This is a genomic window from Pseudomonas sp. MTM4 (assembly GCF_019355055.1).
Lineage (GTDB): Bacteria > Pseudomonadota > Gammaproteobacteria > Pseudomonadales > Pseudomonadaceae > Stutzerimonas.
Genome location: NZ_CP048411.1, coordinates 470,640 through 491,636, shown reverse-complemented (window position 1 = coordinate 491,636; position 20,997 = coordinate 470,640). Strand labels below are relative to the sequence as shown.

General features: G+C 58.7%; 22 protein-coding genes and 1 pseudogene. 15 read left to right on the top strand and 8 right to left on the bottom strand.

The features are described 5' to 3' along the window. Positions 1-121: 121 nt before the first annotated feature. The 3 genes and pseudogenes from GYM54_RS02295 to GYM54_RS02285 all read left to right on the top strand — a co-directional run. Positions 122-454, top strand: a complete 333-nt coding sequence (locus tag GYM54_RS02295) for a DUF5629 family protein (protein ID WP_131648675.1) — start codon at positions 122-124, stop codon at positions 452-454. Between the two features lie 309 nt (positions 455-763). Continuing rightward, the gene (gene bla / locus GYM54_RS02290) at positions 764-1,537 is read left to right on the top strand and encodes a class A beta-lactamase (protein ID WP_181103965.1); all 774 of its coding nucleotides are present in this window, start codon (positions 764-766) and stop codon (positions 1,535-1,537) included. Between the two features lie 116 nt (positions 1,538-1,653). Continuing rightward, positions 1,654-2,067, top strand: a pseudogene (locus GYM54_RS02285) (GNAT family N-acetyltransferase); the annotation flags it as partial. Positions 2,068-2,073: 6 nt separating this feature from the next. On the opposite strand, the gene GYM54_RS02280 reads toward GYM54_RS02285, so the two are convergent. From GYM54_RS02280 to GYM54_RS02270, 3 genes are all read right to left on the bottom strand, one after another. Continuing rightward, positions 2,074-2,985 carry a DMT family transporter gene (locus GYM54_RS02280; RefSeq protein WP_181103710.1) on the bottom strand — a complete coding sequence of 304 codons (912 nt, stop codon included), beginning with the start codon at positions 2,983-2,985 and terminating at the stop codon, positions 2,074-2,076. Further along, complete coding sequence (locus tag GYM54_RS02275) at positions 2,978-3,493, bottom strand: MarR family winged helix-turn-helix transcriptional regulator (RefSeq protein ID WP_181103712.1); 516 nt, start codon at positions 3,491-3,493, stop codon at positions 2,978-2,980. Before GYM54_RS02275 ends, GYM54_RS02280 begins: the two co-directional genes overlap by 8 nt. A gap of 149 nt (positions 3,494-3,642) precedes the next feature. Further along, a complete protein-coding gene (locus GYM54_RS02270) occupies positions 3,643-3,945 on the bottom strand; it encodes a DUF1883 domain-containing protein (protein WP_131648671.1) in 303 nt (100 codons plus the stop codon). Between the two features lie 193 nt (positions 3,946-4,138). Here GYM54_RS02270 and GYM54_RS02265 point away from each other — a divergent pair, with 193 nt between their 5' ends. The 7 genes from GYM54_RS02265 to GYM54_RS02235 all read left to right on the top strand — a co-directional run bounded on the left by GYM54_RS02265 (position 4,139) and on the right by GYM54_RS02235 (position 11,155). Beyond that, positions 4,139-5,287 carry an MFS transporter gene (locus GYM54_RS02265; RefSeq protein ID WP_181103714.1) on the top strand — a complete coding sequence of 383 codons (1,149 nt, stop codon included), beginning with the start codon at positions 4,139-4,141 and terminating at the stop codon, positions 5,285-5,287. 69 nt (positions 5,288-5,356) lie between these two features. Next, entirely contained in the window at positions 5,357-6,409 is a 1,053-nt protein-coding gene (locus tag GYM54_RS02260; RefSeq protein ID WP_181103716.1) for an RNA methyltransferase, read from the top strand. Positions 6,410-6,512: 103 nt separating this feature from the next. Beyond that, positions 6,513-7,856: a leucine-rich repeat-containing protein kinase family protein gene (locus GYM54_RS02255; protein ID WP_181103718.1), complete on the top strand. Its 1,344-nt coding sequence runs from the start codon at positions 6,513-6,515 to the stop codon at positions 7,854-7,856. A 47-nt stretch (positions 7,857-7,903) separates the two neighbouring features. Beyond that, the gene (locus tag GYM54_RS02250; RefSeq protein ID WP_181103720.1) at positions 7,904-8,353 is read left to right on the top strand and encodes a 3-phosphoshikimate 1-carboxyvinyltransferase; all 450 of its coding nucleotides are present in this window, start codon (positions 7,904-7,906) and stop codon (positions 8,351-8,353) included. A gap of 89 nt (positions 8,354-8,442) precedes the next feature. Then, positions 8,443-8,661 (top strand): DUF2970 domain-containing protein, encoded by a 219-nt coding sequence (locus GYM54_RS02245; RefSeq protein WP_131648666.1) that lies wholly within the window; start codon positions 8,443-8,445, stop codon positions 8,659-8,661. Between the two features lie 351 nt (positions 8,662-9,012). After that, positions 9,013-10,671 carry a nitrite/sulfite reductase gene (locus tag GYM54_RS02240; RefSeq protein WP_181103722.1) on the top strand — a complete coding sequence of 553 codons (1,659 nt, stop codon included), beginning with the start codon at positions 9,013-9,015 and terminating at the stop codon, positions 10,669-10,671. After that, entirely contained in the window at positions 10,655-11,155 is a 501-nt protein-coding gene (locus tag GYM54_RS02235) for a DUF934 domain-containing protein (RefSeq protein WP_181103724.1), read from the top strand. Before GYM54_RS02240 ends, GYM54_RS02235 begins: the two co-directional genes overlap by 17 nt. 228 nt (positions 11,156-11,383) lie before the next feature. Here GYM54_RS02235 and GYM54_RS02230 read toward each other — a convergent pair whose 3' ends face one another. Together GYM54_RS02230 and sohB are read right to left on the bottom strand one after the other, a co-directional pair. Then, positions 11,384-12,376: a YhdH/YhfP family quinone oxidoreductase gene (locus GYM54_RS02230; protein ID WP_181103726.1), complete on the bottom strand. Its 993-nt coding sequence runs from the start codon at positions 12,374-12,376 to the stop codon at positions 11,384-11,386. A gap of 10 nt (positions 12,377-12,386) precedes the next feature. Beyond that, entirely contained in the window at positions 12,387-13,412 is a 1,026-nt protein-coding gene (gene sohB / locus GYM54_RS02225) for a protease SohB (RefSeq protein ID WP_181103729.1), read from the bottom strand. Positions 13,413-13,592: 180 nt separating this feature from the next. On the opposite strand from sohB, the gene GYM54_RS02220 reads away from it, so the two are divergent. From GYM54_RS02220 to GYM54_RS02205, 4 genes are all read left to right on the top strand, one after another. Next, a complete protein-coding gene (locus tag GYM54_RS02220; RefSeq protein ID WP_181103732.1) occupies positions 13,593-14,306 on the top strand; it encodes a histidine phosphatase family protein in 714 nt (237 codons plus the stop codon). A gap of 62 nt (positions 14,307-14,368) precedes the next feature. Continuing rightward, positions 14,369-14,683: an SCP2 sterol-binding domain-containing protein gene (locus GYM54_RS02215; protein ID WP_045427587.1), complete on the top strand. Its 315-nt coding sequence runs from the start codon at positions 14,369-14,371 to the stop codon at positions 14,681-14,683. Between the two features lie 237 nt (positions 14,684-14,920). Further along, positions 14,921-15,988 carry a phosphotransferase family protein gene (locus GYM54_RS02210; protein ID WP_131648660.1) on the top strand — a complete coding sequence of 356 codons (1,068 nt, stop codon included), beginning with the start codon at positions 14,921-14,923 and terminating at the stop codon, positions 15,986-15,988. Between the two features lie 26 nt (positions 15,989-16,014). Further along, positions 16,015-16,782: an SDR family oxidoreductase gene (locus GYM54_RS02205; RefSeq protein ID WP_181103735.1), complete on the top strand. Its 768-nt coding sequence runs from the start codon at positions 16,015-16,017 to the stop codon at positions 16,780-16,782. Between the two features lie 57 nt (positions 16,783-16,839). On the opposite strand, the gene GYM54_RS02200 is transcribed toward GYM54_RS02205, so the two are convergent. Then, on the bottom strand, positions 16,840-17,487 hold the full coding sequence (locus GYM54_RS02200) for a hypothetical protein (RefSeq protein ID WP_197444743.1): 648 nt from the start codon (positions 17,485-17,487) through the stop codon (positions 16,840-16,842). A 219-nt stretch (positions 17,488-17,706) separates the two neighbouring features. Here GYM54_RS02200 and GYM54_RS02195 point away from each other — a divergent pair, with 219 nt between their 5' ends. Continuing rightward, positions 17,707-18,483, top strand: coding sequence for a TSUP family transporter (locus GYM54_RS02195; protein WP_131648657.1), 777 nt, complete (start codon positions 17,707-17,709; stop codon positions 18,481-18,483). Here the strand turns inward: GYM54_RS02195 and nudC are convergent. Beyond that, the gene (gene nudC / locus GYM54_RS02190; RefSeq protein WP_181103741.1) at positions 18,451-19,284 is read right to left on the bottom strand and encodes an NAD(+) diphosphatase; all 834 of its coding nucleotides are present in this window, start codon (positions 19,282-19,284) and stop codon (positions 18,451-18,453) included. The two genes, GYM54_RS02195 and nudC, sit on opposite strands and share 33 nt — an antisense overlap. Beyond that, positions 19,284-20,966, bottom strand: coding sequence for a ferrous iron transporter B (locus GYM54_RS02185; protein ID WP_181103755.1), 1,683 nt, complete (start codon positions 20,964-20,966; stop codon positions 19,284-19,286). The genes nudC and GYM54_RS02185 overlap by 1 nt, the downstream gene beginning before the upstream one ends. Positions 20,967-20,997: the final 31 nt, after the last annotated feature.

The window sequence follows — 20,997 nt, the reverse complement described above, 5'->3', positions numbered from 1 at the left end:
CGGCCTGTAGGAGCGGGAGTAACGCGTGGCTCTCGCTCGTTAAGGCACATATTGGCTTCCTGCTGTGCAGTTAGCGAGCCGCTCCTACCTATTCATTCTGCCGATTACGTGGACACCACCCATGCCCGCCTCGCCCCTCTATCTCCTTGACCAGCTCGAAACTGCCGACATGCTCGAAATCGACGGGCTGCACGCATTCGAATTCAGTCTCAACGACGAACTGCTGGATCGCGCCGAAGCAGCAGCAAGCGCCGACGAGTCTTTCTCCAGCGAAGAAATAGTGCTGCGGATCGAGTCGCTGGACGGGCGTGAACGGCGCCGGTGGTCGTTCAGCTACAACGCCGTGATGGAAGCGCAACACGATGTCGAAGACGACAGCTGGGTGCTCGGCGAACCGCCTCAACATCGCCTCAAATGCCTGGGCGCGATCAGCGCGTGCAGCGAAGACGAATGACACCGGAACAGACGGTTCATGCGCGTCGGGAAATCCTGCCTAAAGCAAACGTCGCGCGCACCCGGTCGATTACCAAGGTCTCTACAAGCCGGCCTGCGGGCTCTATGCAACTTCGCTTGCTCAGGTACTTGGAGCGCAACTGTCTACCATCTTTTCGCGACCTGACTTCCAAGTGATTCTTCATTGAGCCTAACGAGACGGCGTCTTATCTCAGCTGCAGCCAGCCTCGCCGCCGGTAGCGTTTGCGCGTCCATTCTTTCGGATGGCGGCACGAACGATGCCTCGGAAAACGTCTTCATCCGTAAGGTAATGGAGCTGGAAGCCAGACTCGGTGCACGCATCGGCGCGGTAGTAAGAAGCTCGCATGCTGATATGCACTGGGCGTACCGGGCAGATGAGCGCTTCCCCATGTGCAGTACCTTCAAGCTGCTTGCCTCAGGTGGCCTGCTGGCTCAAGTGGATGCAGGTCGAGAGCAGCTCGATCGGATCGTCCGTTTCGAGATTGCCGATGTCGTCGACTACTCGCCGATTACGGAAAGCCAGGCCGGTGGTGATGGTATGACTCTCGCTCAGCTTTGCGAGGCTGCGCTGACGCACAGCGACAACACGGCGGGCAACCTCATCCTCGAGCAAATCGGCGGGCCAGGCGGGGTCACCGAGTTTGCCTGGTCGCTCGGCGACACGGTGACCCGGCTCGATCGCTGGGAAACCGAGCTCAACGAAGCGACACCCGGCGATCCGAGAGATACCACGACGCCAGCCGCTATGGCGCAATGCGTCGATGTCATGTTGTTCGGCGATGCTCTCTCCGCTTCATCACAACAGCAGCTGAGTGATTGGCTGGTAGCCAACAAGACTGGCGGTGCCAAGTTGCGGGCCGGCATGCCAGCCAGTTGGAGGATCGGCGACAAAACCGGTGGAGGCGATCACGGCACCATGAACGACGTGGCCGTCATCTGGCCGCCGCAACAGCACCCCTTGATCGTCAGCATTTATATGACCGAGACGGTCGCCTCGTTCGACGACCGAAACGCGGCGTTCGCCGAGCTGGGTAGGACGCTTTACGAACTGTTCGCGGTGTGAGCCGGCACAAGGCTGGCGTTGCGATCCGTCTCAGCTAACGTTGCGTATTCCATCATAGAGCGAAGGCAAACCATGCAACCTGAGATCCTGCGAGCTGAACATGCCGATGTAGGGGCGTTTCCCGGCTATTCGATGCCTATCGGATGTTCTACGGCCAACCCTCCAATCTCGAGTTGGCCCGCAACTTTATCGCCGAACGCATCCGTAATGACGAGTCAGTGATCTTCTATGCGAGGGACACAGCAGAAAGCTATATAGGCTTCACTCAGCTTTACCCCGTCTTCTCGTCCATTTCCGCGCGCCGCTCGTGGATATTGAATGATCTCTACGTGGCCGAAAGCGCCCGAGGCCGGGGCGTCGGACGGATGCTAATGAACCGCGCCCGCGAGCATGCAATAGCAACTGGCGCGACAGGCGTATCGCTTGAAACAGCCAAGGCCAATGCCGGCGCCCAGCGTCTCTACGAGTCGTTGGGATATGCCAGGGATGACGAGTTCTACAGCTATTTTCTCGATCTGAGCGAGGGTTGATGCAGGTTATTCATGGCTTTCGCCACGCCGCAGCAATAGCGCGATAGCCAGGACCACCATCAGGCTACCCGGTAGCCAATGCCAGCCGATTCGTTGTGGTTGGGCGACAAACAGCAGCACCATCGACACGAACGGGACCAGATAGCTATAAGCAGTGACCGCGCCTGGTGTCAGCACCGCCGTGGCCCGCTGCTGCAGAAAGAAGGTCATGCCGCTCGAGAACACGCCTAGATAGATGACCAGCGCCGTGTCCCTCAGGTCCATCCGCATCAACGCGACCGGTTGCTCCCAGATCAGCCCCAGCATGCCGATCAGAATCGCGCCCATGAAGAGACTCCAGAAGGTCCGCAACCCTGCCTGCCGGGCCAGTACGCCACGATGTAAACCCCACTTGCTCAACACCGGATACAACGCCGAGGCGATGCAGCCGAAAAAGAATGCCAGTTCGCCAAAGCCGAATTTTAGCTCGGAGAGATCCCCGTTATTTTCAGCGATAGCTAGCCCTAGTGCGCCGAACGCACCCAATGCAAGAATCGCCAGCAACCGCCCCGCTGCTTGCTCGACACCCAAACCACGACCAATGCAGTAGGCCAACAGCGGCACACTGACGAACAGCGTGGCCATCGACAACGCGCTGACACGGTGCGCTGCCCAGAACATCGTGCCGAAGAAGCCAGCCAGACTCAGGCCCATCAACGCATACAGCAGCAGCCCCGGAAGGCTCGGCCAGCGCTCGTCCTGTCGCCACAACAACGGGAGCAGTGCCAACGCAGCAATGCTGAAGCGGATGGCGGTCAATAGCAGCGGCGGTAGCCCTTCGCTCATCAGCCCCACCGCAGGAAAGGACAGGCCAACGAACAATGCCCAGAGCACCATGCCCAGATGCGCGCGGGTAACGCCACGGGTTGTTTTAGTCATCGCCCTGCTCCTCCAGCGTCAGTAGCAGCGCGCGCAGTCCATTCGCCAGGGCCCGCTTCTGTTCCTCATCGAGTGGCGCCTGCATGCGATGCAGCGTAGCCAGGTATTCATCGAGACAGCCGAGCAGCACGGCCTGCCCTTCGTCGCTGAGGCGTATCAACAGGCTGCGACGGTCTGCCGGATTGGCGACACGCTGAATCAGCCCGGCGGCTTCAAGTCGATCGAGCCTATTGGTCATCGCACCAGAGCTGAGCACTGCCGCGTGGCGAAGCGCGTTTGGCGTCAGCCCCTGTGGCTGACCGGCACGGTACAGCGTCGCGAGCAAATCGAACTCGCCGTCATGCAGGCCGTGCGTACGGAACACGGCGGCAATGCTGCGGTTGAGGTACTTGGAAAGCCGAAATACGCGCGTGAATATCGCCATCGGCGATGCGTCGCTTTCAGGGCGCACGTTGTGCCATTGGGCCAATACGCCGTCGACGTGGTCGCCAGCCTCGGGCTTGCGCATAAATAACTCCAGGAAAAGAATCTTTACCTAAAGCTAAATAGGCGAAGCACGGAAGGCAAGCGATAACACCGCATGCGCGAGCGCGGCGACGAGTGGCACTCGGCTGACTGAAAACCGAGCGCGTAGCCAGGTGCGCGCATCAGGAATGGTTATTTCAGCTGCGAGGGCGAGTTGCGGACGATTTTGATCGAATGTGTGAGTGCTGGTTTGCGGGTAACGCTAATGGCTCTGCGCGTTACCGTGTCGATGGTGATATTCCAGAATCCCGTGTTGGGTACCTTGATCCTCGCCGGAAACTTGTCGAAGGCACCACCGTGATAGGTATGCCGACCACCATTTCTGAAACTGCGGAAGTTCTTGTCGTTCATCAAGCGGATATTGCAGGGCTGCGAACATTCAATGATTACAAAGTCGTCTTCGTTGAGGTGTTCGCGCTGGTGAATGAACTTCATGTACCGCTCCGGACCGTGTTGCTGGCAAAGGCGCAGATTACCACGGCCGCTTTCACGACTGGGTGAGCCCAGTGCGGCCCGCTTAGACCTCTGCGACGGCATTTCCCTGTTCTTTGACACAACGGCGCCGGCACAATCGGCTCTGGTGCCCAGCGCCTATCATTCATTTCCTGCTGATCAAGGATAACCGCGCATGTCTGCGGCAAGCTTTTCCGTCGATGCCACATCGCCCACTGCTCGTCGCGCCACACGCGTCGGCTTTTTCATGGCGGGGTTCGGCCTGTCCATCTGGGCGCCGCTGGTACCTTATGTACGTGAGCGCATCGAAATGAGCGATGCGCTGTTCGGCACGCTACTGCTGTGCATCGGTATCGGCTCGCTGACCTGGATGCCGCTGTCCGGGTTGCTGGTGACCCGATACGGGATTCGCCCGGTCGTGCTGTCCAGCGTGGCATTATTGCTCGTCGCGCTGGGCGGCATGGCCATGACCGAATCGATCTGGTTGCTGGCACTTTCGCTGTTCTTTTTCGGCGGCAGTCTCGGCGTCATCGATGTGGTGCTGAACATTCAAGGCGTGATGATCGAGCGCGACACCGGTAAGCGACATATGTCGAACTTTCACGGCATGTTCAGCCTGGGCTCGATCTGCGGTGCGCTGGCCCTCACCGTCGCGCTGACGCTGGGTCTCGCACCGCTAACCGGCACTCTGCTGATGATTGCGGTCATCGCAGTGGCGAACCTTGTCGTGACACCCGGATATCTACGGGACAAAGCGCCGGCCGGCGGAGTCGCCTTCATTCGCCCCACCGGCATGGTGCTGCTGGTGGGCGCCCTGTGCTTCGTCGTCTACTTGGCCGAGGGCGCGATATTGGACTGGAGCGCCCTCTACCTCACCGAACAAAAGGCACTGGAAACGGCCAGGGGCGGTCTGGGCTACGCGAGCTTCGCATTGATGGTCACGATCGGCCGTTTCGCCGGTGGGCCTATCGTGAACGCGCTGGGGACAGCGCGCGTGATTGGTTTCGGGGGGCTGTTGGCAGCGATCGGCGTCGGCCTAAGCCTCGTGACCGAGCACTGGGCGCTCGCACTCATCGGTTATGGCCTTTGTGGGCTGGGCTGCGCCAATGTCTCGCCAGTACTGATTTCCTCTCTGAGCCGACAGCGCAGCATGCCGGTGCACCAGGCCATCACTGCCGCGACCACTATCGGCTTCGCCGGGGTGCTTGCCGGTCCGGCCTTGATTGGGCTCATCGCACACTTTGGTTCACTGACCCTCGCCTTTGGCCTTCTTGCTGTGCTGCTGGCCAGCCTTGCATTGGGTGGTCGTCGCTTCAACGAATGATCATCGAGACGCGGAGCTGCTTACCCCACTACAGACCCGCTCGCGCCCTTTGGCTAGAATGCGCGCCCTATGCGCATCCACGATATTCATCAACAGCTCGCCGAAATTGGTGCCAAGCCCGTCCACATCGGTCGGGTCACGCGTGCCTGGCTCAAAGGCCAGGCGCTGGACATCGGTACCCGGCATCAGAAAACCGAAGACTTTCTGCCGCTATCGGTACGCAACGGCCTCCCCGCCGTCAGCGAAACCATTGAACGCCTGGCCCGGCTACGCTCCGAGCATCCAGCTAATGACGGTTCCGCGCGTTTGCTGGTGGAACTAACTGACGGTCAGATGGTGGAAAGTGTTCTCCTGCCTCGCGATGGTCTATGCGTCTCCAGCCAGGTCGGTTGTGCGGTCGGCTGCGTGTTCTGCATGACGGGCAAAAGCGGCCTGCTGCGCCAGCTAGGCAGTGCCGAGATCGTCGCCCAGGTGGCCCTCGCGCGGCGCTTCCGCCCGGTAAAGAAGGTCGTGTTCATGGGCATGGGCGAGCCGGCCCATAACCTCGATAACGTGCTCGAGGCCATCGACCTGCTGGGCACCGACGGCGGTATCGGGCACAAGAATCTGGTGTTTTCCACCGTAGGCGATCCACGTGTCTTCGAGCGTTTGCCCCAGCAGGAGATACGTCCCGCGTTGGCGCTATCGCTGCACAGTACCGATGCGGCGCTGCGCCGCGAGTTGCTGCCCCGAGCACCGGTGTTCGACCCTGCCGAGCTAGTCGAACTGGGTGAGGCCTATGCGCGCCTGGTCGACTATCCGATTCAGTACCAGTGGACGTTGCTCAAGGGCATCAATGACAGCCAGGAGGAAATGGACGGCATCATCCGGCTGCTCAAGGGGAAGTTCGCGATCATGAATGTGATTCCCTATAACAGCCTCGACGATGATGAATTCCAACGCCCCACTGCTGATCGCATCCATCAGATCATGCGTTACCTGCACCAGAACGGCGTTTTGACCAAGGTACGTAACTCTGCCGGCCAGGACATCGATGGCGGCTGCGGGCAACTGCGCGCCCGCGCTGAGCGAGTCATCCGTAAGCGGCCAGAATCAACGGAAAAGCCTGCATCAAAAGGCTGACGGAACGCCGGGAATTCTTCACTGTCGTAGCGCACTGACCCGCTGGCCGCCTTGGCAGCAACACCTCCCTTTCGCCGCGACAGTCAGCTCGCACGGAAACCGCATGCACACACTGGCACAACTGAAAAGCGGCGAGCTGAAGGGCTCCACGCGATTGAATCTGTCGGAACAGCTTGAAATCTTTCCCAGCGAGATTTTCGACCTGGCCGATAGTCTGGAAGTACTCAACCTTTCGGGCAACCGACTCAGCAGCCTACCGCCTGATCTATGGCGGCTACACAAACTGCGCATTCTATTTTGCTCGGACAATGCATTCACGGAGGTTCCGGCGACGCTCGGCAAATGCCTGAATCTGGAGATGGTCGGTTTCAAGGCCAACCGTATCCGGCGTCTGCCCGCCGAGGCGCTGCCACCCAAGCTCCGCTGGCTGATTCTCACCAACAATCAGCTCGAATCCCTGCCCGATGAGATAGGTCGCTGCACGCGGCTGCAAAAGCTGATGCTCGCCGGCAATCGACTGCAAGCACTGCCCGAAGGTCTTTCCCGCTGTATCAATCTAGAACTGCTGCGCATTGCAGCGAACCGCCTGCCTGCACTGCCCGACTGGCTGCTGAGCATGCCTCGGCTGACCTGGCTTGCTTTTGCCGGCAATCCATTCAGCGACGCGATCGAAGCAGAGACGTTGGCGCGGCACCCGCTGCCGCCGGTCGGTCGTGACGAAATCACTCTGGGTAGCGTGCTCGGTCAGGGCGCTTCCGGCGTCATTCATCAAGCCCATTGGCAGTACGGCAACCAGGCACCGCGGCCAATGGCGGTCAAGTTATTCAAAGGCAGTGTGACCAGCGATGGGCTGCCGCACAGCGAGATGGCCGCGTGCATCGCTGCCGGCGAGCATCCCGGTCTGATCGGTATCGCCGGGCCGCTGGCCGAAAGTGCCGATACGCTGCCGGGTTTGCTGATGGAGCTCATCGCGTCGTCCTACCAGCCACTGGCCGGGCCGCCATCACTCGCTAGCTGCACGCGCGACTGCTACGAAGCGGAGCGACGTTTTTCAGTCGGCCAGATGCTACGCATCGCCACTAGCGTGACCTCGGTGGTCAGCCATCTTCATCGGCGTGGCATTCTTCACGGTGATCTCTACGGCCATAACCTGTTGGTCGACCCAAGCGGGGAGACCTTGTTAAGCGACTTCGGCGCGGCCTCCTTCTATGCACCGCAAAGCGCTCAGGGTCAGTCTCTCGAACGACTCGAAGTGCGAGCATTCGGCTGCTTGCTCGAAGAATTGCTGGAGCGCTGTGGCGTTGCTGATGGCCATCTCCAAGTTCAACGACTTCACACGCTGCAGCGCCAATGCCGGCTCGACAACCCAACGGATAGGCCTCGTTTCAGCGAGCTGCAGCGCGAACTGGAAAAAATTGACCAAATTAGCCTAATTCCGGCCGATTAGTTGCATGAGGTTGCGCCTAATCCCTGTACTGACGGCAACCTGACGCTATGATTCCTTCCGACTCTGACAACGACAGCTCCGCCCTATACCCAGCCACTGAAAACGCTGCTGCGCTCAAGCATGACCCGTTCATCATTGGCCTAAAGCAGCGCCTACCCGAAGCGCTTCGCGAGAGCTTCACCGAACAGCAACTGTTAGGACTTCGTAGTGCCTTCGCCACACGCTCATGGGCACGTCACAAAATCGATCTACGCGGCACCTTCCGTATTTGGAACAACCAGTATTATTTCGTCCTGGTCGGAGGGCATAACAAGCGCGGGCTGACGCGGGGACAGCGCAACCTGTCGTTGGTGACCAAAGCCATCGCGATAACCTTGTTCCTGTTCTTTTCCGTACTGGTGGGATTGGTCGTGCTGTACTTGCTCAAGTCGGCACTCGGCATCAACCTGCTGCCGAATCATTCCCTTGGCCTTTGGGACTGGTTCAAAGGCCACTGAACCCAGGCCCGAACCATGGGATTGCCTGTGCCGTCCCGCATCGCTGAATACTGACTAGACTTCTGACAGGCGATAGCTTCGAGGTGTCTATGAGCGACGAACAAGAGCGCAAATCTCTAACCCTGCGGCAAATGCTGCAAAGCATTCTGGCCGGCGCACTGGGGGTGCAAAGCGGCAAGAATCGCGCTCGCGACTTCAGTCACGGCAAGCCGAGTCACTTCATCCTGTTGGGCCTGGGTTTTACCGTAGTCTTCGTCTTGGTGATTCTCGGCGTAGTCAAGCTAGTGCTCTATCTCGTAGGGCTGTAAATCGGCACTGCCGTTTACTGATGGCTGACCCAGAAAATCGCCGTCGCTACCGCCAGAAGAATCAGAACGAAAATGGCGGCAGCGTCTGCTCTACTGTCATTGCCACGCTGATTGGAAGGCTCCGACATAGCTGTTTCCCCTTGTTGTTGAGAGCTCGTCTGCTTGCAGTTAAGACCACACAAGCGAGGCGCTCAAGGCAAGCGGTTTAAATGCTCAAAAAGCAGCGTTTCGTTCTAAACATATTCCCAAACATCACTTTTGCGTATAAACGCTAGCTGGTATCTTGCTGCCTCCCTGATGGGTGCGCGGCCGTGCGCGCGACAAGCTGTAGACAGCCTGAACAGGACTCTTATGTACGTTTACGACCAATACGATCAGCAGATCGTAAAAGAACGCGTCAACCAGTTCCGCGAACAGACCCGCCGTTACCTCGCCGGTGAACTGACCGACCCTGAATTCCTGCCGCTGCGCCTGCAGAATGGCCTGTATATCCAGCGCTACGCACCGATGCTCCGCATTGCCGTGCCCTATGGCCTGCTCTCCTCGACACAGATTCGCAAACTGGCCGAAATCACGCGCAAGTACGACAAGGGTTATGCCCACATCAGTACCCGTACCAATGTGCAATTGAACTGGCCAGATCTCGAGGATGTTCCGGAAATTCTCGCCGAACTCTCGACGGTGCAGATGCACGCAATCCAGACCAGCGGCAACTGCATCCGCAACACCACCACCGACCAGTTCGCCGGCGTCGCCAAAGACGAGCTGGTCGACCCGCGTCCGTGGTGCGAAATCATCCGCCAATGGTCGACCTTCCACCCAGAGTTCGTTCGCCTGCCTCGTAAGTTCAAGATCGCGATCAACGGTGCGGTAAGCGATCGCGCGGCGATCGGCGTGCACGATATCGGACTTGAAGCGGTGAAGAATGCCGAAGGCGAACTGGGCTTCCGCGTCGCTGTTGGTGGTGGATTGGGGCGTACCCCCATCGTTGGCAGCTTCATCAATGAATTCCTGCCCTGGAAACACCTGCTGACCTATCTCGAAGCCATCCTGCGTGTGTACAACCGCTATGGCCGTCGTGACAACAAGTTCAAGGCGCGCATCAAGATCCTGGTCAAGGCTCTGACGCCGGCGGTCTTCGCTGAACGTGTCGATGCTGAGTGGGAACATCTCAAGGACGGCCCCAGCACCTTGAACGATGACGAAGTCCATCGGGTCAGCCAGTATTTCGTCGATCCTCCATACAAGACCCTGGATGATCAGGACGATGCCCTCCGCCAGCTAGACGCCGAGCACACCGGCTTTGCCCGCTGGCGCGAGCGCAACGTGGTGGCGCATAAGAAACCCGGTTACGCGGCGGTCACGCTGTCGCTGAAGAGCACCGGCGTTGCGCCCGGCGACGTCACTGACAAGCAGCTGGACATGATCGCCGATCTCGCCGACCGCTACAGCTTCGGCGAAGTACGCAACTCGCACGAACAGAACATGATCCTCGCCGACGTCGAACAATCGCGTCTGTTCGAACTGTGGCACGAGCTGCGTGAATTGGGCGTCGCCACGCCGAACATCGGCTTGCTCACCGACATCATTTGCTGCCCAGGCGGTGACTTCTGTTCGCTGGCCAATGCCAAGTCGCTCCCGATTGCCGACGCCATCCAGCGTCGCTTCGATGACCTTGACTATCTGTTTGACATTGGCGATCTGGACCTGAACATATCCGGCTGCATGAACGCCTGCGGCCACCATCATGTCGGTCACATCGGCATCCTTGGCGTCGACAAGAAGGGTGCCGAGTTCTACCAGGTTTCGGTTGGCGGCAGCTCGGGTCGCGATACCACCCTTGGCCAGATCCTCGGCCCGTCCTTCGCCCAGGACGCGATGCCCGACGTCATCGAAAAAATCATTGCCGTCTACGTGGAGCAACGTAACGAAGATGAACAGTTTCTCGACACCTTCCGCCGCATCGGCATCGATCCTTTCAAGGAGCGCGTCTATGCAGCGAATCATTAAACACGATCAGGTCGTCGACGAGACCTGGCATCTGCTGCCCAGTGACGTTGCCCTGGCGGACTTGCCGAACAGCGACGATGTAATAGTGCCGATGCGGCTCTGGACCGATCACGCCCATGCCCTCAAGGTGCGTGATGGCGGCTTGGGCATCTGGCTGGAGGCCGACGAAGCCATCGAGGACATCGTCGACGATCTCGAACACTTCCAGGTCGTGGCGCTGAATTTCCCAGTGTTTACTGACGGTCGTCATTTCTCCAGTGCGCGCCTGTTACGTGAACGCTACGGCTACAAAGGGGAAATTCGTGCCATTGGCGACGTGCTGCGCGATCAGCTGTTTCTCATGCGCCGCTGTGGTTTCGACGCCTATGCCGTACGCGCCGATCGCGACCCCTACGATGCACTAGAAGGTCTGAAGGATTTCTCGGTGACGTACCAGTCCGCCGTGGATGAGCCGCTGCCACTGTTCCGTCGCCGACAGGGCTGATTTAGCTGTACAAAAAACCCGCCGTTCGGCGGGTTTTTTTTATTGATACATCCAGAAGTTGGGATGCTCGATTTGGGCGATTTTGGCTGGCTGCTTCCTGCCGAACGTTTCCATGATTTTTTCTGCCAATGCTTTCATGACCAATTCCCGTTGCGTTGAAGTGACGCTAGCTTCTCGCAAACGACTGCCGCAACGAAATCGGTTCTGGCTATACAGCCAATAGCGTGTTCAGTCGAGCCGCACCAGCATTCGTCCTGTTTGTTGGCCCGCCAGCATTCGCTCGATCGCCTGTGGCAGTTCTTCCAGGGACATTTCCTGCACCAGTTCATTCAGGTTCGGTAGCTTCCATTGGGTCGACAACTTGTCCCACATCGAAGCCTTCGTGCTTCTTGGAATCTCGACCGAGTCGACGCCAAGCAGATTCACGCCGCGAAGGATGAACGGCAGTACATTGGCCTGGAAATTAGTCCCAGCGGTCAGGCCGCAGCAAGCGACACTGGCACCGCGCTGCAGGGACTTGATGACGTTGAACAGAATGTCGCCACCCACGGTATCGACAGCGCCCGCCCACTGCTCCTTGAGCATCGGTCTTTCCGTGCCGGATTGCAGCGCGCTACGCTCGATCACCTGAGTGGCGCCAAGGCTGGTCAGAAACTGCGTCTGTTCGACTTTGCCCGTCACGGCGGCCACGTTGTAGCCGAGCCGGGACAGCAATGCGACCGCGATACTGCCAACGCCGCCGGTCGCTCCAGTCACCAGAACTGGCGCGTCGCCCGGCAAGAGGCCCGCCCGCTCAAGCTTGTCCACGCAAAGCGCAGCGGTCAGGCCTGCGGTTCCGAGGGCCATCGCTTCACGTAAGGAGAGTCCGGACGGACGCTTGATCACCCACGTCGCCGGCACCCGAATGAACTGGCCGAAGCCGCCTGCTGTGTTCATTCCCAGGTCATAACCGGTAACGATCACCTCGTCGCCTTCGGAGTAGCCCGAGATACTCGACTCGACAACGATGCCTGCTGCGTCGATGCCTGGCGTATGCGGGTAATTACGAGTAACGCCGCGATTGCCGCTGGCGGACAGGGCATCTTTGTAGTTCAGCGATGAGTAGCTGACGCGAATCAGCACCTCGCCAGCGGGCAGTTCGCTAACCTCCCGCTCGATGAGGCGCGTTTCGAAACGACCCTCTGCGCTTTCGCTGGTTTGCAGTGCCTTGAAGCTACTCATCAGTTACTCCTCATTGCCAGAATCGTTGTCCATTGAGTCGTGTCCAGCCCTTTAGCAGGCCGTGCTCAAGGGTAGCGCTGGCGGCCATGCCGAATCGCTCGGGAAGGCTCTTCTTCTCCGCGTAATGCAGTTGGAACAAGTCCGCTTCGCGAGCCCGGGCAGCCAGGTATTCATCGCTGGTCTTCAACTCGTCAACCAACCGCTTGCCGAGGGCCGCGATACCGAGCCAGACCTCGCCAGTGGCGACATCATCGATCGATACTTGCTGGCGATACCGCGCGACAAAATTTTTGAACAGTTCGTGTGTCGTTTCCAAATCGTCCTGGAACTTCTCCCGCCCTTTCTCGGTGTTTTCGCCAAAAATCGTCAGAGTCCGCTTGTATTCGCCGGCGGTCAGCACCTCGACATCGACATCGTGCTTCTTCAGTAGCCGATACACGTTGGGCAACTGGGCGACAACACCGATGGAGCCAAGGATTGCAAAAGGTGCGCTGAGAATTTTCTGGCCGATGCACGCCATCATGTACCCGCCGCTTGCAGCGACCTTGTCGACGCACACCGTCAGCGGAACGCCCGCATCACGGATGCGAACCAGCTGCGAGGCAGCGAGCCCATAACCGTGAACCATGCCGCCGCCGCTTTCCAGACGTAGAACGACCTCATCCTGTGGCGTAGCGAGGGTCAGCAGTGCGGTAATTTCATGACGAAGGTTGTCGACCGCCGACGCCTTGATATCTCCATCGAAATCGAGCACGAACACCCGCGGACGGCTCTCCGGGTTTTTCTTTGCCAGCTTGGCGGCTTTGGCCTCACGCTTGCGCTGCAGCTTGAGCTGATCCTTGTTGACCAACGATTGCTCGAGGCGCTCACGCATCGATTTGTAAAAGTCATTCAATTTGTGGACTTCGAGGTGGCCGCCCGAATGCCGGGACCGCCCACGCCGCAACGAGGCAAGCGCGATAAGCACCACCAGCACAGCGACCACCAAGGTTACGGTCTTCGCCAGAAAGCTTGCATAGTCAGCAAGAAAGTCCACAGATCCTCCTAGGATTTAACGGTCGCCAGCAGAGACGCGGCGTGGCACAAACCGGCCAAGCATACCGAGTACTCGTGTATCTGAGCCAGCAGAGCTCAATTCAAACAAACGTATGATTTATCGTTGACACTCCAGAACGATCCCCCTACCCTCGCGAAAACAGGGGATCTGGAGCGGAGCATGGGTAGTATCTACCTGATCAGGCATGGTCAGGCGTCGTTTGGCGCGGACAACTACGATGTGCTCTCCCCGCTCGGCTTTCAGCAATCAGCTGCGTTGGGCAATTATTTCAACCAACTGGATATTCGCTTCGACCGCTGCTTGAGCGGAGAGTTGGAGCGCCAGCAGGACACGGCGAAGGCGACGCTTCAGCGCTTGAGTTCTTGCCAAGATAGGCCGTTGCCGCTGCTGGAAATAGATTCGGCCTTCAACGAATTTCATGCCGACGAAGTGATTCGTGCCCATATGGCCGATCTGCTGGCCTTCGAACCCAACGCTATGCAAATCCTTACCAACGCAGCCGATCACCGGACCGAATTTCAACGCCTGTTTCAGTACGTCATTCAGCGCTGGGTGTCTGGCGAACATGAAAAGGACGACTTGGAGAGCTGGCAGTGTTTCATCGACCGCGTTCAGGACGGACTGAACCGGCTACTCGCTCAGGCAGACAAAAAGGATCATATCGCCGTATTCACGTCTGGCGGCACCATCACGGCGCTGCTTCAATTGGTTATCGGTGTGCCGCCCATCAAGGCGTTCGAATTGAACTGGCAGATCGTCAACACCTCACTCAGTCGACTCAGATTTCGTGATCGTGATGTCGCGCTGGCGACGTTCAATAGTCATGTACATCTGGATCTGATGAAAAATCCGGAGCTCGTCACCTACCGATAAGCTCCAGCCGCCTGCAGCCCGAGGCTGCATGTTTATTCCACGACAACAAAGGGACATATCCGATGAGCAACGTCGACGAAACCATTCAGGGCATGAAGGCCAAGTTCAACCCCAGCGCTGCGGCCGGCCTGGATCTGGTTTTCCAGTTCAATATCACCGATGCAGAGAACTACTACCTCGTCGTCAAAGACGGCACTTGCGACTTCCACAAAGGTGAGTCTGCCGACGCCAACGTTACGCTAATCATGGATAGCGAAACCATGCAGGGCGTCATCAGCGGCGAAACCGACGGCATGCAGGCATTCATGGCCGGCAAGCTGCGCGCCGAGGGCGACATGATGCTTGCTCTGAAGCTGAGCGAACTGTTCCCGGCCTGATCAGCCGTTGCGTAAAAAAGCCGAAGTCGTATGACTTCGGCTTTTTTATGCGCTTTTTACTGACGATCATGCATTAGGCAGTTTGATTACGCGGCAACACCCCGGCCAATAACGACGCACTTTGCTTGGTGATGCCTGTACCGCACATTAGATTACGAACGCCGGATGGTCAGAGGGTATCGAATGCGCGCCTGCCAATGACCTGCTCATCGGCATCGATTATAAAAAGGGACAAGCATGGCATTAACAGATCAGACCAGCCGCATACGAGACGGTGAAGAGCTGCCTACCGAAGTCATCGACCAATACCTGAAAGGTCAGATTTCTGGTCTGGAAGGCACGCCGAATATCACGCAGTTTCCAGGGGGCGCGTCCAACCTGACTTATCTGCTGGAATATCCGAGGCAGGAGTTCGTGCTACGTCGCCCTCCGTTTGGTCACAAGGCCAAGTCAGCGCACGACATGGGCCGTGAATACCGAATTCTCAACCAACTGAACGCTGGTTTTCCCTACTGCCCCAAAGCCTATGCGTACTGTACTGACGAGACGCTTATAGGTGCCGAGTTCTATGTCATGGAGCGCGTCAAGGGCATCATCTTGCGAGAGGATATTCCCGCCGAGCTGGGCTTCACCCCAGACCAAACAACCGCGCTGTGCAAAAGCTTCGTCGACAAGTTCGTCGAGCTCCACAACGTCGATTACAACACCTGCGGCCTGGGCGACCTGGGCAAACCCGAAGGTTACGTGCAACGCCAGATCAACGGCTGGATTGATCGCTACGAGCGGGCGATAACGCCTGACGCACCCGCCTGGGAGCCGGTAAAGGCCTGGCTGCGTGACAAGATGCCTGCGGATCACCACAAGCCGGCAATCGTTCACAACGACTACCGATTCGATAATGTGATTCTCAGCCCAGATAACCCAATGGAGATCATCGGCGTCTTGGACTGGGAAATGACGACCCTTGGTGATCCACTGATGGATCTGGGTAACACGCTCGCTTATTGGATCGAAGCGACGGACCCACCTCCCATGCAGCTGATCCGTAAGCAACCCAGCAACGCGCCGGGCATGCTGACGCGCCAGCAATTCGTCGATTACTACGCCGAGCGTGCTGGCATTCGCATCGACAACTTCGACTACTACTACACCTACGGCCTGTTCCGCCTCGCCGCTATCGTGCAACAGATCTACTACCGCTATTTCCACGGCCAGACGCAAGACAAGCGGTTCTCGAGGTTCGTTCAGATGAACGCCCTGCTCGAGCATGTGAGCCTGCAGGTCATTAACAAATCGAAGCTGTAACACAGCTCACCATGAGGAATGTTTCCATGAGCAAAACAACTCTGTTCGATCTGGACGGCAAGATCGCGTTCGTCTCGGGTGCCAGCCGAGGTATTGGCGAGGCGATTGCCAAGCTCCTGGCTCAGCAAGGTGCCCACGTCATTGTTTCCAGCCGCAAGATCGAAGGTTGTCAGGCTGTCGCGGATGCAATCGTTGCCGCGGGTGGCAAGGCGACGCCGGTGGCCTGCCACATTGGTGAGCTGGAGCAGATCCAGGCCGTCTTCGCTCAGATTCGGGAACAATTCGGCCGACTGGACATTCTGGTCAACAACGCAGCGACCAATCCTCAGTTCTGCCACATTCTCGACACTGACGTCTCGGCATTCCAGAAGACCGTTGACGTGAACATTCGTGGTTACTTCTTCATGTCCGTCGAGGCCGGCAAATTGATGCGCGAGCATGGCGGCGGCAGCATCATTAACGTTGCGTCCATCAACGGTGTGACACCAGGCAATTTCCAGGGGATCTATTCGGTCACCAAGGCTGCGGTCATCAACATGACCAAGGCGTTCGCCAAGGAATGCGCCCCGCAGGGCATTCGCTGCAACGCGTTGCTACCGGGTCTGACTGACACCAAGTTCGCTTCGGCACTGGTCAAGAACGACTCGATCCGCGAAGAAGCGCTGCGTCATATCCCGCTGCACCGCGTCGCCGACCCCAGCGAAATGGCCGGCCCCGTCCTGTATCTGGCCAGCGATGCATCGAGCTACACCACCGGCCTGTCGCTCAATGTGGACGGCGGTTATCTCGCCTGATCGATCTGGAAACGAAAAAAGGGAACCTTCGGGTTCCCTTTCATTTTCAAACCCTTTTCACCAGTTCTTCATTGCCTGCTCGGCAGCAACATTCGCTGGCGTCGCGCGCAAGCCGGTGGGAGCCATTTCCAGCGTGTAGGCAGCCCCATCGGCGATCGGCAGATAGCTGAGACGCCGGAGCTGCGCATCAAGCATCAGGGGTGCGCAGCGACAACGGTGCAACCAGCTCCAGAAATCCACCCCGCCCCAGCTGTGTCCGAGTTCGACGTACGGATGATGAGCCTGATTCTGTTGCTCGACGGCCAGGTAACGCCCCGAAAGCTTCTCAAGGCGGTAGCCGGGCTTCAAACCAATCAATGCCGCCAACCCCTTCCAGTGAAGCGCCCGCAAATCGAGTTGCCAGAGATCGCCTTCCAGCGTGACAAAGCGGATATGCTCATTTTCCTCGACCCTGACTTGATAGCGCTGTTGACCATCGGCCTGAAATGACAGCGAAGCCAGCGGCTTGCCCTGGGCGAGAGGCTGATAGGTTTTGACGTCCCAGGCAGTCAGGCCGATCAGCCCAGCAAGCGCGAGGACCAGCATGCCGAAGGTGCCACGCAACCAGCCAAGCAGCCAATTTCCGCCAAACAGCATGCGTACCGCTATCAGTGCAATGATGAACGCAACTAGCGCGACAACCACTGCCAGCCCCAGATACTGCATGACCCGCCTTCCCTACAAACCTGACGGGGCATTATCCGCAGCCCCATATCGTGCATCCAGCGACAGATCGGAACAGTGGCAACGAGTCGACATTCTGCTGCCTTTCTCTTGGTGAACAGCAAGGAAGCCGTGTTGAACGACATGCCATTGGCTTATCACGATGCAAACGGCATCATGCATCGCCTGTGTTCTTCTATTCGCTCACGAGAGCCCATACCGATGCTTGAATTCGCTGCGGACCCGCTGGTGCTAGCCGCCCTCATGGCCGTAGCCTTTCTAGCGGGTTTCATCGATGCGATTGCCGGTGGGGGTGGGCTATTGACGCTACCCGCATTGCTAACCGCCGGCCTGCCGCCACATCTGGTTCTTGGCACCAACAAGCTGTCCGCAACATTCGGCTCGGCCATGGCGAGCTACACCTTTTATCGCCGCAAGCTGTTCGATCCGACGCAATGGCGATTCGCGCTCGTGGCCACCGCCATCGGAGCAGCGCTGGGTGCTGGACTTGCACATCTGATCCCGGCTGACTGGCTTAATCAACTGCTGCCCTTGGTGGTTTTCGGCTGCGGACTGTATCTGCTTTTTGGTCGTGTTCCGACCACGCCGCGAGCCGACGCTGCGCCGATAGGCAAGCGCCGCCAGTGGCCACAGGGTCTGACACTGGGCTTCTACGATGGCATAGCCGGCCCCGGTACTGGGGCATTCTGGACCGTCAGCAATATGCTTCTTTACCCGCTCGACCTGCTCAAGGCTAGTGGCGTGGCACGCAGCATGAACTTCGTCAGTAACGGGGTCGCGCTCGCCGTGTTCATCATCAGCGGCCAGGTCGCTTGGGCGCTGGGGATCGGAATGGGTATCGCCTTGATGGGGGGCGCCTACCTTGGCGCACGCACGGCGATCCAGGGCGGATCAAGGTTCATCCGGCCGATCTTCATTTCGGTCGTACTGGTGCTGAGCCTGCGGTTAGCCTGGCAGCATTGGTTCGGGACGGCCTAGCCGTTGCGCCAGATACAGCTCGATCAGGTAACGTGCGATGGATTTGGGGGCCGGAAGCGCGGGCAAATCGTGGATGGAAAACCATCCGGCATCTTCGATCTCTTCAGGCTGCATCACGATTTCACCCGATGCGTAGTCGGCATGGAACCCCAGCATGAGCGCGTGCGGGAACGGCCAGCCCTGGCTGCAAATGTACCGAGGCTCGTGGATCGAAACTCCCACCTCTTCATGCACTTCGCGTCGAACACATTGCTCGACCGATTCGCCCGGTTCAACGAAGCCAGCCAGCGTACTGTAGACACCCGGTGCGAACCGAGGTGAGCGGGCCAGCAGCAGTTCGTCGCCGCGGGTGACAAGAACGATCATGCTCGGGGAAATGCGCGGGTAATGATGAATACTGCAGGTCTCACATTGCATCGCCCGCTCGGTCGGATGCTGACGCATCGGGTTGCCGCAACTGCCGCAGAAGCGATGATGATTGGCCCAAGTGCCGATCTGTGCCGCGAAGCCCAGCATGCGGAACCTGTCGGTATCGTCATCCTGCATCATGAGTTGCCGCAGGCTCTGCCAGGCCGCACCGGGCACCTCGACCGGATGCGCCAATTCCAGCAAAAACACCTGGTCGCCGTCGAAATAGCCCAAGCCCTGCTCGCTGAGCAGCGGTAATTCGAGGCGCTTGAGCCAGCCTCTCGGAAACAGCACGCCATTGGCGTCGAAAAGAAAGCCTTGCTGGCAATGTACGACCGCCCACCCGCCTTCGCCCGCAGGGTCAAGCAATTCCGGCTGCCAGCGCAAGCTCATCAGGCCGCCACCGGAAGACCCAACGCCCTGACGCTCTCGGTCGCGAGGTCCAGCACGCTGGCACGTGAATCGTCGCGCCGCAATATCGCTCCGCCGTCGAGGTAGTACTCAAGGCTAGTCAGCGCATCAGCCAGGGTCTCGAGGGTTTGCTCCGATGGCATTTGCACACCTTCGAGCATCTGTTTCTGAATGAAGTCAGCGCATGCACCGATCAGCTCGGCGGCGCGACTCTGCTCCAAGAAGTGCAGCCCGCCACGAACCGCCATCAGACTGAAGGGGACGTTAGCCAGATGCAGCTTCTCTCCGTTAGATTCCAGATAGGCAGTAATCGCGCGCTTGGCCAATGCCAGGCCTGCGGTCGCTTCTCCGATGACAACGATGCAAGCTTCGGTGAGCTGATGATTGGCGAACGCTTCGGCTTCATGACCTGGCTGTGCAATTTGCGGGCGCGTATCACGACGCTCGCCGCGCTCCAGGCTTGCAACCATACTTTCTACATATAGCACCGCATCGGCCAATTTGAGCAAAGCCGGCGAATCAGGTGCCTCCCCGGCGCTCCAGCTCGATACTGCCGCGAGCTGTGCATGCAAGGTGCTTGATGCCGAAGACAGACCGACCATTCCCAGGGTCTTCGCCAGCTTGCCCAGCAGGCTATGCAGAGTGGCATAGGATTCGGCCGGAGCCGTCTGTCTTTCGATGAGGTCGAGCAGATCCTTGAGGCTTGCCAGTTCCTCGCGAATCGCCGATGACAACGAGCGCATCACCGCCTGACCGGGGCCGGCAAGACGCTGGGACTCATCCTCGAGAAGGTGATCGGTAAAGGGGAGCGGGCCAAGAGAAAAGATTTCCCGGACCTGGGTAGCCATGGGTCCGTTACTTTCTGCCAGTGCAACCAGATACAGCAGCTCTTTGAGCAGAACACGCGGCGGCTCGTAGGTAGCATTGCTGCTGAGCTGTCGAAGCTCACGGTCGAGCCTGGAGAACAACTGTTTGCGCGATTGACGCGGGAGCAGCTGACCATCCAGCTGGGCCTCCACAGCTGCACTACCGAGCCAACACAATCGCCCTGCAGGCGTGCTGGCGAACAGCAGATCCAAGCGGCAAAGTGCACGTGCCATAAGCTTGAGGCTCGCCGCAGCGTTGTCTTCGCGAATGAAGCCAAGCAGACCGACTTGATACATCTGGCGCAAACGCCGAGCTTCGGTCGCTCGCACAGCAGGCTCCCGCACCGCTGCAACCACCGCAGGCCGGGCATGGTCTAGCCGAGCGCTGAAGAAAAAGCTTTCGGGCAACGGTGACTGCTCGCTGGCAAGGCGCAACGCATTGATCGCCGGGAGTAACAGTTCAGGCATTTCCTGACGAGTCGCGTCGACGCTTTCCAGGTAGCGCTCCAGCACGTACAGCGCGTTGCTCAGCGCCGCCAACTGCGTATCCCGCTCCCCGCCTGCCCCAACCGGAATATCGGTCGCCAGCTGAAGCATTTCCTGTGCGAGCAGCTCGGCTCCCGTCAACTCGATGAGCTTAAGGGTCCCGCGAACCTGTTTAAGATTTTCGACAGCCTGTTGCAGCAGGCTGCCGTTATTACGGTCGATGATGAAATGCTCGAGGCTCTGCTCGGCCTCCTCCATGGTAGCGAACAACTCATCGCGAACCAGGCTGAGTGAAGTAGCTCCGGTAACCATGCCTAGCGCGCCTCCCGCGCAACGTTTAGAT

Coding starts and splice junctions, on each gene's coding strand:
- GYM54_RS02295 (WP_131648675.1), top strand. CDS start 122: ATGCCCGCCTCGCCCCTCTATCTCCTTGACCAGCTCGAAACTGCCGAC.
- bla (WP_181103965.1), top strand. CDS start 764: ATGGAGCTGGAAGCCAGACTCGGTGCACGCATCGGCGCGGTAGTAAGA.
- GYM54_RS02280 (WP_181103710.1), bottom strand. CDS start 2,985: ATGACTAAAACAACCCGTGGCGTTACCCGCGCGCATCTGGGCATGGTG.
- GYM54_RS02275 (WP_181103712.1), bottom strand. CDS start 3,493: ATGCGCAAGCCCGAGGCTGGCGACCACGTCGACGGCGTATTGGCCCAA.
- GYM54_RS02270 (WP_131648671.1), bottom strand. CDS start 3,945: ATGAAGTTCATTCACCAGCGCGAACACCTCAACGAAGACGACTTTGTA.
- GYM54_RS02265 (WP_181103714.1), top strand. CDS start 4,139: ATGTCTGCGGCAAGCTTTTCCGTCGATGCCACATCGCCCACTGCTCGT.
- GYM54_RS02260 (WP_181103716.1), top strand. CDS start 5,357: ATGCGCATCCACGATATTCATCAACAGCTCGCCGAAATTGGTGCCAAG.
- GYM54_RS02255 (WP_181103718.1), top strand. CDS start 6,513: ATGCACACACTGGCACAACTGAAAAGCGGCGAGCTGAAGGGCTCCACG.
- GYM54_RS02250 (WP_181103720.1), top strand. CDS start 7,904: ATGATTCCTTCCGACTCTGACAACGACAGCTCCGCCCTATACCCAGCC.
- GYM54_RS02245 (WP_131648666.1), top strand. CDS start 8,443: ATGAGCGACGAACAAGAGCGCAAATCTCTAACCCTGCGGCAAATGCTG.
- GYM54_RS02240 (WP_181103722.1), top strand. CDS start 9,013: ATGTACGTTTACGACCAATACGATCAGCAGATCGTAAAAGAACGCGTC.
- GYM54_RS02235 (WP_181103724.1), top strand. CDS start 10,655: ATGCAGCGAATCATTAAACACGATCAGGTCGTCGACGAGACCTGGCAT.
- GYM54_RS02230 (WP_181103726.1), bottom strand. CDS start 12,376: ATGAGTAGCTTCAAGGCACTGCAAACCAGCGAAAGCGCAGAGGGTCGT.
- GYM54_RS02220 (WP_181103732.1), top strand. CDS start 13,593: ATGGGTAGTATCTACCTGATCAGGCATGGTCAGGCGTCGTTTGGCGCG.
- GYM54_RS02215 (WP_045427587.1), top strand. CDS start 14,369: ATGAGCAACGTCGACGAAACCATTCAGGGCATGAAGGCCAAGTTCAAC.
- GYM54_RS02210 (WP_131648660.1), top strand. CDS start 14,921: ATGGCATTAACAGATCAGACCAGCCGCATACGAGACGGTGAAGAGCTG.
- GYM54_RS02205 (WP_181103735.1), top strand. CDS start 16,015: ATGAGCAAAACAACTCTGTTCGATCTGGACGGCAAGATCGCGTTCGTC.
- GYM54_RS02200 (WP_197444743.1), bottom strand. CDS start 17,487: ATGCAGTATCTGGGGCTGGCAGTGGTTGTCGCGCTAGTTGCGTTCATC.
- GYM54_RS02195 (WP_131648657.1), top strand. CDS start 17,707: ATGCTTGAATTCGCTGCGGACCCGCTGGTGCTAGCCGCCCTCATGGCC.
- nudC (WP_181103741.1), bottom strand. CDS start 19,284: ATGAGCTTGCGCTGGCAGCCGGAATTGCTTGACCCTGCGGGCGAAGGC.
- GYM54_RS02185 (WP_181103755.1), bottom strand. CDS start 20,966: ATGGTTACCGGAGCTACTTCACTCAGCCTGGTTCGCGATGAGTTGTTC.